The following is a 12,405-nucleotide window of genomic DNA, read 5'->3' as shown; positions in this document are numbered from 1 at the left end:
CCCGGGACTCATCATACGGAGGAGAAAACGATTATGGCCCTGGTGGTTCAGAAGTATGGAGGAACCTCGGTCGGTACCATCGAGCGTATTCGCAATGTAGCGCGCAGAGTCGCTAAGACCTATGATGACGGCAACGATGTGGTGGTGGTGGTCTCTGCCATGTCCGGCGAGACGAACAAGCTCGTCGCTCTGGCCAACGAAGTCTGCGAGTTCCCCAGCGAACGTGAATACGATGTGATGGTTGCCACGGGGGAGCAGGTTTCGATCTCTCTGCTCTCGATGTGCCTGCAGTCCATGGGGTACAAGGCGAAAAGTTATCTCGGCTTTCAGATTCCGATCATCACCGACAGCGCCTATTCCAAGGCGCGCATCCTGAAGATCGAGGACAAAAAGGTCCGGGAAGACCTCAAAAACGGATCGATCATCATTGTTGCCGGCTTCCAGGGGATCGACAAGGAAGGCAACATCACCACGTTGGGGCGTGGCGGTTCGGACACCTCGGCGGTTGCCATGGCGGCAGCGCTCAAGGCCGATGTCTGCGAAATCTACACCGATGTCGACGGCATCTATACGACTGACCCGCGCCTTGTGCCCGAAGCGTCGAAGATGGAAAAAATCTCCTACGACGAAATGCTGGAGATGGCCTCTCTCGGCTCAAAGGTGCTGCAGATCCGCTCGGTGGAATTTGCTAAGAAATACAACGTGGTGATCCACGTCCGTTCCAGTTTCAACGACAATCCAGGAACCCTGGTTACGAAGGAGGATGCCGATATGGAAACCGTGCTCGTTTCGGGAGTCACATACAATAAGGATGAAGCCAAGATCTCCGTGTTCCGCATACCTGACAAGCCCGGAATCGCATCACGGATCTTCTCGCCGTTGTCCCACGCCAATATCACGGTTGACATGATCATTCAGAATGTCTCCAGCGATGGCTACACGGACCTGACCTTTACCGTTCCCAAGACTGACTATAAAAAGGCGATTAAAATCGTCGAGGAGACGGCCAAGGAAGTGGGCGCCAGCGGCGTCAAGGGCGATGAAAACATCGCCAAGGTCTCCATTGTCGGTGTCGGCATGCGTTCTCACTCCGGCATCGCCAGCAAAATGTTCCAGACCCTGTCGCAGGAGGGGATCAACATCCAGATGATTTCCACCAGTGAAATCAAGGTATCCTGTGTGATCGAGTCTAAATACACCGAACTCGCAGTGCGGGTGCTGCATGAAGCCTTTGATCTGGCGAAGAAAGACGTCAAGGCCGAATAAACGCCACTCCTGGTAAAAAAACGCGGAATTGAACGGGGGCGGCCTGCGAGTCGCCCCTTGTGCAAAGGATGGAGATGCAATGAGCCTGATTCACCTCTACGACACCACCCTTCGTGACGGCACGCAAGCGGAGGATGTTTCCTTCCTGGTGGCGGACAAAATCCGCATCGCGCAACAGCTTGACGAGCTGGGCATTCATTATATTGAAGGCGGTTGGCCTGGATCGAATCCCAAGGACATCAGCTTCTTTAAAGAGATCAAGAAGGCGCGCCTCAAGCAGGTGAAAATCGCGGCTTTCGGGTCGACCCGCCGGGCTCGCAGCACTCCGGAAAAAGATGCCAACATCCGCACCCTGATTCAGGCTGAACCCGATACGGTAACCATCTTCGGCAAAACCTGGGATTTCCATGTCCATGAGGCGTTGCGCATCAGCCTGGAAGAAAACCTCGAGCTGATCAATGACTCGCTGGCCTATCTCAAGCAGCATGTCGGCGAGGTCATTTACGATGCTGAGCATTTTTTCGACGGCTACAAGGCGAATCCGGAGTATGCCCTCAAGACGTTGAAGGCGGCCGAGGACGCCGGCGTCGACTGTATCGTGCTGTGCGACACCAACGGCGGTACGCTGCCCCATGAAATCCCCCCGATTATGGAAAAAGTGCAGGCCGAAATCGGAGCGGCTCTTGGGATTCATGCCCATAACGACAGTGAGTGCGCCGTAGCCAACAGCCTGATGGCGGTACAGTGTGGAGCAGTTCAGGTTCAAGGCACCATCAACGGGTTTGGCGAGCGATGCGGCAATGCCAATCTCTGCTCCATTATCCCGGCGCTTAAGCTCAAGCTGCAGCATGACTGTGTCACTGACGAGCAGTTGGCCAATCTGCGCACGGTATCGCGAACCATCTATGAAATGGCCAACATGATCCCCCGCAAGCATCAGCCGTATGTGGGCAATTCGGCTTTCGCTCACAAGGGAGGCGTGCATGTCTCCGCGATCCAGCGCCATCCCGAGACCTATGAGCACATCCGCCCGGAGCTTGTCGGCAATGTGACGCGCGTGCTGGTCTCGGACCTGTCCGGCCGTTCCAACATTCTGGCCAAGGCGGAGCAGTTCAATATCAACCTCGACAGCAAGGATCCGGTCACTCAGGAAATCCTTGAGAATATCAAGGACCTTGAGAACAAGGGGTTCCAGTTCGAGGGGGCCGAAGCTTCCTTTGAACTCCTCATGCGCCGTGCATTGGGAACAATGCGCCACTTCTTTTCCGTCATCGGTTTCCGTGTAATCGACAGCAAGCGCCATGAAGATGAAAAGCCTCAGTCAGAGGCGACGGTGCAGGTCAAGGTCGGAGGACGGATAGAGCATACGGCTGCCGAGGGCAACGGGCCGGTCAATGCGCTGGACAACGCTTTGCGCAAGGCCCTCGGAAATTTTTATCCGCAGCTGCGCGAGGTCAAACTGTTCGACTATAAAGTCCGGGTACTGCCGGCGGGTAAGGGTACGTCTTCGGTGACTCGCGTCCTCATTGAATCCGGCGACAAGGAAACGCGGTGGGGCACGGTGGGTGTCAGCGACAACATCATCGATGCTTCCTACCAGGCACTCATCGATTCCTTTCTGTATAAACTGATCCGAGACTACCGCGCCGAAGGATGAACGCTCGCCAGGGCGTGCTGTTACTCATCGGCACGATACTGACTTTTCTGCTTCTGAACCAGGGCCGGTTGCTCTTTTCTGTGCAAGAGCTGCCGGCCCCGGCTCCCGCCCCCTCCTCACAGATCATCGTGGAAATTGCCGCCGGTGTCCCTCGTCCGGGCATCTATCAATTCTCTGACGGTTTGCTGTGGCCTGCCGTCATTTCGTTGACGGATTTGGATTGTGTGAGATCCGCTCAGCAATCTAGCTTTCCCGACGCCTCTGTTGCCAACGGACAACGCCTGGCGTTTTCCTGCAACTCCCTGAATAAACTGGAAGTTGAGACCTCATGGATGTCTGCCGCACATCGGATGGCGCTTGGCGTGTCGTTGCACCCCGACCGCATGTCTCTGGATGATTGGCAGGCATTGCCAGGCATTGGGCCGCGTTTGGCAGAGAGGATCGAACAGGACCGTCAATTGAATGGCGATTTTGAACGGATCGATCGCTTGAGACGTGTTAAAGGCATTGGAGCAGGGCGAATATCCCAGTGGCGGAAATTTTTTTTGAAATAAGCTAACGCCTTGAAAAATAGTAACAAAGTTTGTCATTTATTGCTAAATCCCCCCCCTTTTTTACTATTGATTCCAGTCGGTTGGCACGTCTGGTGAAAGAGTGACTCACTATCGATGGCTGATATTGCCTGAGTCACACTTTAAAATTCGTGATTAACTTCAAAAGGGGGAAAATCCGATGAAATGTCCCAAATGCAAAGGAAGGATGTACACCGAGAAGTTTTATGATTTCGTTCGTTCATTTGAAGCATGGAAGTGCTGCTCCTGCGGTGAAGTGCTGGACCCCACCATCATGGCCAACCGCGCCCGCAACCACAATGTCTATATCGGGTGATCTGGTTTAAGGGCAGTTTTGCAGCTTCGCCATACTTTATACGCTCACCGGAAACGGGCCTACGGTAGAATACGTTGGCCCGTTTTTTTCAGACTCCGCGCTCTTCCTTCCCCAGCCATATCTTCATCTCTCTTTTTCAGGAAGAAGGTCGCCTCTTGCCAAGCAGGACTTCCTTGGTACCATTAACCGAAAGTCCCAATGATATAGAGATGATCGACAATGTCTCGAGTTGGTTCGCCAAGCCGGCGAAAGGATGAATTATGAAAGAGAAGCAGGAGGCCGCTTCCCTGTCGGGTCATCAACTTCTTGCGATTTATCGCGACATGGTGCGGATTCGGCAGTTCGAGGAAGCCTGCCCGCAACTCTACAGTCAAGGGAAGATGGGGGGATTTCTCCATCTTTACAGCGGCCAGGAGGCTGTCGGCGTCGGTGTCGCCCACGCCATGCAAAAAGACCGGTGTCAGCCAGGGCAAGGGAGGGTCCATGCATATGTTCGATGCCGACCTTCGTTTTATGGGAGGGTACGGCATCGTCGGCGGGCATCTGCCTCTGGCGGTCGGTATGGGGTATTCGATCCTGTACCGCGAATCTGATGAGGTGGTGGTGTGCCTCTTCGGTGATGGCGCCACCAATCAAGGGGTTTTTCACGAAGCCATGAATATGGCGGCTCTTTACAACGTGCCGGTGGTCTTCGTGTGTGAAAACAACATGTATGGAATCGGAACCGCCGTGGGTCGTGCCAGTGCTGTGGATCAACTCTATAAAAAAAGCTGTGCCTATGAAACTCCCGGTTCTAAGGTCGATGGGATGTTTGTGCTTAAATGCTGCAATTGCCGTCGCCACTGAAAAAGGCCTTTACAGCCCCGTCATCCGTGATTGTGCGGAGCTGTCGGTGCGTGGTATTGGTGACCGGGCGCGGGACCTGGCTGAAAAAGCGCGTCAGGGGCGCCTGAAGGCTGAAGAGATGAGTGATGGGACTTTTACCGTTTCCAACATGGGGATGCTGGGTGTAGAGTCTTTTACGGCGATCATCACCCCGCCCCAGGCAGCCGCGCTGGCCGTCGGCGCAGTGCAGCATGAACCGGTGGCGGATGCCGGGCAGGGAGATCTTGTGGTTATCCCGCGCATGCGGCTGACCCTCTCTGCCGACCACCGTGTCTTCGATGGCGCTGATGCCGCCGATTTTCTCAATACCGTGCGCGACTATCTTGAGGCGCCTATCACGCTCGTGGCGACAGGGGATGACGAATAGGCGGCCAAGAAAACAACCCTTTGTGAACGCTCTGTTTTAATGTTTATTTCGGGAAGGATATCTCCATGTCCATTGAGCATCTGCGACTTGATCCCCAGGCGTTGACCTGGCATTGCGATCCGAATCAGTTCGAATTTGAGACCACCCGAGAATTGCCCCCCCTTGAAGGGACCATCGGCCAGGATCGGGCGTTGACGGCCATCGATTTCGGTCTTGGCATCAAGGACAGCGGGTTCAACATCTTTATCCTTGGAGAACCGGGCACCGGCCGCTCGTCTTCTATCAAAAAAATACTCAACAGTCGCTCCAAAGGGCAGCCCGTTCCTGACGACTGGTGCTATGTGCATGATTTCGAGGATGGGACCCGCCCCGATTATATCCGCCTTCCGGCCGGAAAAGGGCAGGAGCTCAAGAAGGATGTCGACCGCCTGGTGGAGCGTCTGACGGAAGAGATCCCGAAAGTCTTTGAAAGCAAGGAGTACGAAGAGCAGAAGAACAAGATTTCCTCGGAACATCAGGAAAAGCATAAGGCACTGTTTCAGGAGCTGGAGCATCAGGCCGAGGAAAAAGGATTCATGCTGCAGCGCACCGTCAGCGGCCTGGTCCTGGTCCCGGTGAAGGAGGGGCACCCCCTTTCGCAGGAGGAATACGAAGAACTCTCCGACCAGGAAAAGGCTGAACTTGACGAGCGCGGCACGGCTCTACAGAACAATCTCAACGACACCCTGCGTGAAGTGCGAAAACTCGAAGAGCAGGCACGGCGGGAAACGGCCGAGATGGAAAAAGAGGTCGTCAATTACGGCATGGAGCCGCTTTTTGAGGAACTGGAGAAAAAGTACGCTGATCAGGAGCGGGTGCTGGAGCATTTTAAAAACTGCAAGAAGGACATCTTGGGGCGTATCGAGGAATTACGACCCAACAAGGGGCCGCAGATTGCGCTGCCGGGTATGAAGATGCCGGAGCAGGGGCCATCTTTTGAGCGCTACCTGGTCAATCTGTTTGTCGACAATCACCAACTCGAAGGCGCGCCTGTCGTCTATGAAGCCAACCCGACTTACTTCAACCTGTTCGGCCGTGTCGAGCATGTCATCCAGATGGGCAACGCCTCAACCAATTTCACCATGATCAAGCCCGGCGCCTTGCATCGCGCCAACGGCGGCTACCTTATCCTGGACTGCCGTGAAGTGCTGATCAACCTGTTCTCCTACGAGGCGCTCAAGCGCTGCATCCGCAACAAGGAAGTCAAGATCGAGGATATGACGGAGCAGTTCCGGTTTCTGGCCACGGTCACTCTCAAGCCGCGTCCGGTTCCTCTATCCTGCAAGATCATCCTGATCGGCACACCACTGCTGTACTATCTGTTGTTTCAGTATGATCCGGATTTTCGCAAATTTTTCAAAGTCAAGGCCGACTTCGACCGGATGATGAGAAATACCTGGGAGAACACCCAGCAGTACGCCCTTTTCATTGGCGCGAAATGCACCGATGAAGACCTGCTGCATTTCGATCGTCAGGCTGTCGCGCGCACTATCGAGCATTCCGCACGCCTGAGCGAGGATCAGGGCAAGTTCTCCTCCTGTTTTCTCGAAATCGCCAATCTTATTCGGGAAGCAGCTCACTACGCGGAAAAGGAGGGGTGCGACCGGGTTGGCTCAAAGCATGTTGATCTGGCGATCGAAGCGCGCGTCTACCGCTGCAACAAGATCGAAGAGAAAATTCAGGAACTGATTGAAGACGGCACCCTGCTGGTGGACACGGAAGGCGAAATGACAGGGCAGATTAACGGGCTATCTGTTTATCAGCTCGGCGACTATTCCTTCGGCAAGCCGTCACGCCTGACGGTGCGCACCTATCTGGGCAAAGGTTCGATGGTCAATATCGAACGCGAGGCCAAACTATCCGGCCCGATTCACGACAAGGGCGTGATGATCCTCACCGGTTTCTTCGGCGAGCGCTTCGCCCAGGACAAGCCATTAGCCCTCTCTGCATCCATCTGCTTTGAGCAGTCCTATACCGGCGTTGAAGGGGACAGCGCTTCCTGCGCTGAACTCTACGCCTTGCTTTCCTCTCTGGCAGATGTCCCCATCAAGCAGGGGATCGCGGTCACCGGATCCGTCAACCAGCATGGCAAGGTGCAGCCCATCGGCGGTGTCAACGAAAAGATCGAGGGCTATTACGCTGTGTGCAAGGTCAAGGGCTTGACAGGCGAGCAGGGGGTCATTATTCCCCGTTCAAATCTCAAAAGCCTGATGCTCGATCGCGACGTGCGAGAGGCTGTGGAAAAAGGCGATTTCTACATCTGGGCGGTGGAGACCGTGGACGAGGGGATCGAAATTCTCACCGGCATGCCTGCCGGCGAACGGGACAGTGACGGAAAGTGGCCGGAGAGCACCATCAATCAAAAGGTCGATCAGCGCCTGCTGAAAATGGCCGAAACGCTGCACAAGTTCGGCAAAGGGGACGAGAAGAACGGATAAGCCCGATTTGTCCTGGTTCGGCTTGCTTTTTCTCCGGTTTCGCGGGGCATTTTAAAGTTCTGATATGGATGGCTGTGCATGCTGCGTTTATTTGAAAAACTGGGCGATCAATGTTTATTTGTGCTCGAGCAGCTTGGACGCATGGGGCTTTTTCTGGCGGTCTGCCTGTTTTCCATTTTCAAGCCTCCTTATAAACTTCGTCCGATTCTCCGCCAGATTAATTTCATCGGCACCCGTTCCGTTTTCGTCATCGTCTTTACCGGGGCTTTTACCGGCATGGTCCTGGCGCTGCAGGGCTATTACACGCTGCGCAAGTTCGGCTCTGAAGGGATGCTCGGTTCGGCGGTAGCGCTGAGTCTGATTCGCGAGCTCGGGCCTGTGGTTGCGGCGCTGATGGTCATCGGACGCGCCGGTTCTGCCATCTGCGCCGAGATCGGCATCATGCGCAATTCCGAGCAGATCGATGCCCTTGAATGCATGGCCATCGATCCCTACAAATACCTGATGGTCCCCAAGTTTGTGGCTGCGCTGCTCTCCATGCCGCTTCTGACCGCAATTTTTGATGTTGTCGGCATCTTCGGCGGGTGGCTGATCGGGGTGGTTTTGCTCGGGATCAATCAGGGGGCCTATTTTCAAGGGATGTATGACAGCGTCGTTTGGGCTGATGTCAAAATGGGGTTGATCAAATCCTTCGTCTTTGGCCTGCTGTTGGTATGGATCAGTGCGGCCAAAGGTTATTTTCTTCATTTCGAGCGCGGGGGAGGCTTTGGAGCCGAAGGCGTCAGTCGTGTAACGACCGACGCGGTGGTGTGGTCCTCCGTGTCGGTGCTGGTATGGGATTATCTGATCTCAGCGATCATGCTGTAGTCTGGCCGCGGGTGAAAAAGTTTTGACGGGATGCATCTTCACCTTGTGTGGGGTCGCGGCTCCCATGACAAGGGTGTCTGGCGCCAGGGATGGCGCCAGTCAAACGGCCAGGGACGGCGAAAAGTGTCCCTTGACATGGGAGTTGCGACCCCATGCTGAACAGTTACGACGGGATAAGTGATGGGAGAAACATCGGAAGACATTGTCATAGAATTGTCGGGTCTGCATAAATCCTTCGGTGGCCAGGTCGTGCTCAAAGGAATCGACCTAGTGGTCCGCAAGGGCACAACGACCGTGATAGTCGGCGCAAGCGGCGAGGGCAAAAGTGTGATCCTCAAGCACATGCTGGGCCTGATGCAACCGGATAAAGGTCTGGTCAGAGTATTCGGGAGGGATATCAACCGTATCCGTTCCCGTGAACTCAAAGAGATCCGCACCCGTTTCGGTGTTCTGTTTCAGAACGCCGCGCTGTTTGATTCTTTGACGGTTTTTGACAACGTCGCCCTGCCATTGCGGGAACGCACCCGCCGCGATGAACTCTGGGTGCGGGAGAAGGTGATGGACAAGCTGGCCCTGATGGATCTTGAAGGTTCGGAGGAAAAATACCCGGCGCAGATCTCGGGCGGCATGCGCAAGCGGGTGGGGCTGGCCCGGGCACTGGTGCTCAATCCGCAGGTCGTCTTCTTCGATGAACCGACTACCGGGCTCGACGTGCATAAGAGCAATGAAATCTATCGTCTGTTTCATAAGACCCAGCAGAAGCTGGGATATACCGCAGTCATCGTCAGCCATGACGTGCCGAAGATTTTCAAGTTGGCAGACTATGTTGCATTGCTCGCCGAGGGGGTGGTGCAGGGGTGCATGTCGCCGGAGGAGTTTCAGCTTTCCGATAATGCCCTGATCCGCGAGTACGTCGAAACCACCATGGGACCGATCTATTCGAGTGACCAAGAGGAGTCCGTGCTTTATGAAACGGTTTAATCTGGAAGTGGCGGTCGGCATTTTTCTGGTCGCCGGATTTCTATGCTTTGCCTGGCTCTCCATCCGTCTGGGCGACATCGATCTTCTGCAGCGCGATACCTACCGGATCGAAGCGCGATTCGGCTCCATCGCCGGTCTCAAAGAGGGGGCTGTTGTGCAGGTGGCCGGCGTTCCCGTCGGCAAGGTCAGCCGCATCCGCCTCGATTCGGAAATGTACGAAGCGGTGGTCGAACTCGCTATAAACAATGCTGTCCGCCTGACGGTGGACAGCATTGCCTCCATCCGTACAGCAGGGATCATCGGCGACCGATATGTCAGCATTTCTCCTGGCGGATTTCCTGAATATATCGAGCCGGGAGGCGAGATCGAAGAAACCGAATCCGCCATCAACCTGGAAGAACTCATCAGCAAGTATATCTTTGAGAGCCAGTAACTCCTGACGGGAAAAGCGGGTTGAAAGGATCAGATGAATGTGGCGTTTTATCTGTTTAACAGGGTTTTTGTCGGGAGTATTACTTTTTTCTGCACCGGGGTTTTCGGCGGAAACCGGAGGTGCGGGCCCGGCTGTTGAGAGCGCGAATGCTGAACCCTTTGATCCCTTTGCCGGTGAATACGAGGAAGAACTCCTGATGGTCTATGACCCCATCGAGCCTTTCAACCGCGCCATGTTCTGGTTCAACGACAAGCTGTATTTCTACCTGCTGAAGCCGATTGCCCGAGGCTTCAGGCTCGTGCCGGAGCCCGCGCGGGTATCCGTCGATAATTTCTTCAACAACGTGGCGACGCCGGTGCGGTTTGCCAATTCTCTGCTGCAGTTCCGCTTCGGGGATGCGACCCGCGAGCTGGGGCGCTTCGTCGTCAATTCCACCTGGGGGGTGGCGGGGCTGTTCGATCCAGCCCGCACGCAGCTGGGATGGGAAATGAAAAAGGAAGATACCGGCCAGACGCTGGGTTACTTCGGGGTGCCGTCCGGATTTTACCTGGTGCTTCCGGTTTTCGGGCCTTCCACCCCCCGCGACGCCGTAGGGCGCGTCGGCGATTTCTTCCTCGATCCCTGGAATTATGTGTTTGACGAAAGCTGGCACAAGACGGCGGTCAAAATGACCGACCGCCTCAATGTCCTCTCCCTGGACGATGATACTTATGAGAGCATCAAGGCGGAGCAGCTCGATCCCTACCTGTTCATCCGCGACGGCTATATGCAGCGTCGTGAAGCAATGATTATCGAATGATTGCTCATAGAAACAAGGAGTGAATCTATGTTCAGCAAGTGGATGACAGCGGCATGCCTGCTGCTTTGCCTGGCCCCGGCCGCGGCATTTTCTGCCGAGGCAGGACCTTTGGCGCAAATCGAGCAGACGGTCGAGCAGGTGATCGATACGCTCAAGGACGACGCGATCAGGGGCGAACAGCAGCGTCAGCGACTGACCGAGTTGATCAAGGCGCGTTTCGATTTTCAGGCCATGTCGCAATGGGTGCTGGGCCCCTACTGGAAAAAAGCAAATGTCGATGAACAAGAGACGTTCATGGAGCTTTTTTCCGAACTGCTGGAAGCAAGCTACCTGGGGCGCATCGAGAGCTATACCGATGAGGAGGTGCGCTTTGTCTCGGAGAAAATCAACGGGCCCAGGGCTGAGGTCGAAACCCTCATCGTGACCCGCAGCGCCGACATACCCATCTCTTACAAGCTGGTGGATCGCCAGGGGGAGTGGCTGGTCTATGATGTCATTGTGGAGAAAGTCAGCCTGGTGCGCAATTACCGTGGCACCTTTACGGAAATCGCCCGCAAAGAGGGGATGGACGGTCTCTTCGAACAGATGCGGAGTAAAATTGAGGACCTGAAAAGTCGGTCGAAGGAGGCCTAGTTTTCATGAAGACTCCCGATGCCGTCTGTCGCCAGATCAAGGAAGAGATGCGCTATTTCCGGTATCTTGATAAAGATGCAATCGAAATCCTGAAACTCCGCTTAACCTGTCTGCAGGTTCCGGCCGGGGAAATCCTCTGGAGCGAAGGTGATCCGGGCGACAGCGTTGTTTTTGTTGCCTCGGGTCGCATTGAGGAAAAAAAGAATACCGAGTTTGAAGGAAAACAGGTGGTGGTCGGGGTTTACGGACCGGGCACGGTGCTTGGGGAGTTTGGCATTCTGGAAGATCATCCAAGGCCCTTCACCGTTTTGGCGTTGGAAGACACGGATCTGCTTGTGCTAGGGCGCGAAGAGTTCGACCGTCTGCTTGAAGAGCACCCCGCTGTGGGTGTCGGTCTGCTTAAAGGAATTCTGCTTGCGACCACGATCCGCCTCGAAAAATCCTATGATCGGCTCGCCTCGATCTTTTAAATAGAAAATAATCAGGAGATGTTTGATTGGCGCTGGAAATTGAACGAAAATTTCTGATTCACGGCATGGATTGGAAGAATGCGGCTACCTCGTGTTCTTTTTTGCGCCAGGGATTTGTCTCCATCGGCTCGATAGGAGTGGTACGGGTAAGATTGATCGACGATCAAGGCGTGTTGACCATCAAGGGGCCGACCCGCGGCGCTGTGCGTTTGGAATACGAATACGAGATCCCGGTGGAGGATGCGGCCGAAATGCTCGATGAGCTGTGCATACGGCCTTTGATCGAGAAAACCCGTCATTGCGTACCTTTCGGTGGTCTCCTCTGGGAGGTGGATGTCTTCGTTGGCGAAAATGAAGGGTTGTGTGTTGCGGAAGTGGAACTTGAGCAAGAGGGTCAGCAGATCGAATTGCCGCCCTGGGTTGGCGCTGAAGTGACCGGTGATCCCCGCTATTACAATTCCAGCCTGGTCCGCAAGCCTTTCAGCCGTTGGCGGTCGGAAAAGACAGATCGTTGAATTGCGGATAAAAAATAACTTGTGACTCTTGAATTTGTGAAATTCTGTGGAAAAATATAACCACAAGCAAGGAGAAAGGAGGATTCCCGAAAACGGAAACCACAGACGAAAATAATTTTAAAGCGCTCCTGATGAGGAGTACATGACGTCCTGAACCGCAGGACTCT

General features: G+C 54.7%; 13 protein-coding genes and 1 pseudogene. All 14 read left to right on the top strand.

Annotated features, from left to right (window positions below; all coding sequences use genetic code 11):
• Positions 1–33: 33 nt before the first annotated feature.
• A complete protein-coding gene (locus GSUB_RS12345) occupies positions 34–1,266 on the top strand; it encodes an aspartate kinase (protein ID WP_040201029.1) in 1,233 nt (410 codons plus the stop codon).
• 79 nt (positions 1,267–1,345) lie between these two features.
• Positions 1,346–2,923, top strand: coding sequence for a citramalate synthase (gene cimA / locus GSUB_RS12340; RefSeq protein WP_040201028.1), 1,578 nt, complete (start codon positions 1,346–1,348; stop codon positions 2,921–2,923).
• Positions 2,920–3,477 (top strand): helix-hairpin-helix domain-containing protein, encoded by a 558-nt coding sequence (locus GSUB_RS12335; protein ID WP_040201027.1) that lies wholly within the window; start codon positions 2,920–2,922, stop codon positions 3,475–3,477. The genes cimA and GSUB_RS12335 overlap by 4 nt, the downstream gene beginning before the upstream one ends.
• 178 nt (positions 3,478–3,655) lie before the next feature.
• Positions 3,656–3,811 (top strand): hypothetical protein, encoded by a 156-nt coding sequence (locus GSUB_RS19670; protein ID WP_144402011.1) that lies wholly within the window; start codon positions 3,656–3,658, stop codon positions 3,809–3,811.
• Between the two features lie 260 nt (positions 3,812–4,071).
• Positions 4,072–4,657, top strand: a pseudogene (locus GSUB_RS19660) (thiamine pyrophosphate-dependent enzyme).
• On the top strand, positions 4,590–5,063 hold the full coding sequence (locus tag GSUB_RS12325) for a 2-oxo acid dehydrogenase subunit E2 (RefSeq protein WP_084212024.1): 474 nt from the start codon (positions 4,590–4,592) through the stop codon (positions 5,061–5,063). Before GSUB_RS19660 ends, GSUB_RS12325 begins: the two are co-directional and overlap by 68 nt.
• A 65-nt stretch (positions 5,064–5,128) precedes the next feature.
• The gene (locus tag GSUB_RS12320; protein ID WP_040201025.1) at positions 5,129–7,540 is read left to right on the top strand and encodes a Lon protease family protein; all 2,412 of its coding nucleotides are present in this window, start codon (positions 5,129–5,131) and stop codon (positions 7,538–7,540) included.
• Between the two features lie 78 nt (positions 7,541–7,618).
• Positions 7,619–8,407, top strand: a complete 789-nt coding sequence (locus GSUB_RS12315; protein ID WP_040201023.1) for an MlaE family ABC transporter permease — start codon at positions 7,619–7,621, stop codon at positions 8,405–8,407.
• Positions 8,408–8,587: 180 nt separating this feature from the next.
• Positions 8,588–9,388 carry an ABC transporter ATP-binding protein gene (locus tag GSUB_RS12310; protein WP_040201022.1) on the top strand — a complete coding sequence of 267 codons (801 nt, stop codon included), beginning with the start codon at positions 8,588–8,590 and terminating at the stop codon, positions 9,386–9,388.
• Positions 9,375–9,821 (top strand): outer membrane lipid asymmetry maintenance protein MlaD, encoded by a 447-nt coding sequence (mlaD, locus tag GSUB_RS12305; RefSeq protein ID WP_040201021.1) that lies wholly within the window; start codon positions 9,375–9,377, stop codon positions 9,819–9,821. The genes GSUB_RS12310 and mlaD overlap by 14 nt, the downstream gene beginning before the upstream one ends.
• 67 nt (positions 9,822–9,888) lie before the next feature.
• On the top strand, positions 9,889–10,620 hold the full coding sequence (locus tag GSUB_RS12300) for an MlaA family lipoprotein (RefSeq protein WP_158414080.1): 732 nt from the start codon (positions 9,889–9,891) through the stop codon (positions 10,618–10,620).
• A 27-nt stretch (positions 10,621–10,647) separates the two neighbouring features.
• Positions 10,648–11,253 carry an MlaC/ttg2D family ABC transporter substrate-binding protein gene (locus GSUB_RS12295; protein ID WP_040201020.1) on the top strand — a complete coding sequence of 202 codons (606 nt, stop codon included), beginning with the start codon at positions 10,648–10,650 and terminating at the stop codon, positions 11,251–11,253.
• Positions 11,254–11,258: 5 nt separating this feature from the next.
• Positions 11,259–11,723: a cyclic nucleotide-binding domain-containing protein gene (locus tag GSUB_RS12290; protein ID WP_052464903.1), complete on the top strand. Its 465-nt coding sequence runs from the start codon at positions 11,259–11,261 to the stop codon at positions 11,721–11,723.
• Positions 11,724–11,749: 26 nt separating this feature from the next.
• On the top strand, positions 11,750–12,238 hold the full coding sequence (locus tag GSUB_RS12285) for a CYTH domain-containing protein (RefSeq protein WP_040201019.1): 489 nt from the start codon (positions 11,750–11,752) through the stop codon (positions 12,236–12,238).
• Positions 12,239–12,405 lie beyond the last annotated feature (167 nt).

It is taken from the genome of Geoalkalibacter subterraneus (assembly GCF_000827125.1).
In the GTDB taxonomy this organism is placed as follows: domain Bacteria; phylum Desulfobacterota; class Desulfuromonadia; order Desulfuromonadales; family Geoalkalibacteraceae; genus Geoalkalibacter_A; species Geoalkalibacter_A subterraneus.
The sequence above is the reverse complement of the archived record's forward strand: the minus strand, read 5'-3'. Positions and strand labels throughout refer to the sequence as shown.

Bases quoted from the DNA above. Each gene is read 5' to 3' on its own strand.
- GSUB_RS12345 (WP_040201029.1), top strand. From the start codon at position 34: ATGGCCCTGGTGGTTCAGAAGTATGGAGGAACCTCGGTCGGTACCATC.
- cimA (WP_040201028.1), top strand. From the start codon at position 1,346: ATGAGCCTGATTCACCTCTACGACACCACCCTTCGTGACGGCACGCAA.
- GSUB_RS12335 (WP_040201027.1), top strand. From the start codon at position 2,920: ATGAACGCTCGCCAGGGCGTGCTGTTACTCATCGGCACGATACTGACT.
- GSUB_RS19670 (WP_144402011.1), top strand. From the start codon at position 3,656: ATGAAATGTCCCAAATGCAAAGGAAGGATGTACACCGAGAAGTTTTAT.
- GSUB_RS12325 (WP_084212024.1), top strand. From the start codon at position 4,590: ATGAAACTCCCGGTTCTAAGGTCGATGGGATGTTTGTGCTTAAATGCT.
- GSUB_RS12320 (WP_040201025.1), top strand. From the start codon at position 5,129: ATGTCCATTGAGCATCTGCGACTTGATCCCCAGGCGTTGACCTGGCAT.
- GSUB_RS12315 (WP_040201023.1), top strand. From the start codon at position 7,619: ATGCTGCGTTTATTTGAAAAACTGGGCGATCAATGTTTATTTGTGCTC.
- GSUB_RS12310 (WP_040201022.1), top strand. From the start codon at position 8,588: ATGGGAGAAACATCGGAAGACATTGTCATAGAATTGTCGGGTCTGCAT.
- mlaD (WP_040201021.1), top strand. From the start codon at position 9,375: ATGAAACGGTTTAATCTGGAAGTGGCGGTCGGCATTTTTCTGGTCGCC.
- GSUB_RS12295 (WP_040201020.1), top strand. From the start codon at position 10,648: ATGTTCAGCAAGTGGATGACAGCGGCATGCCTGCTGCTTTGCCTGGCC.
- GSUB_RS12290 (WP_052464903.1), top strand. From the start codon at position 11,259: ATGAAGACTCCCGATGCCGTCTGTCGCCAGATCAAGGAAGAGATGCGC.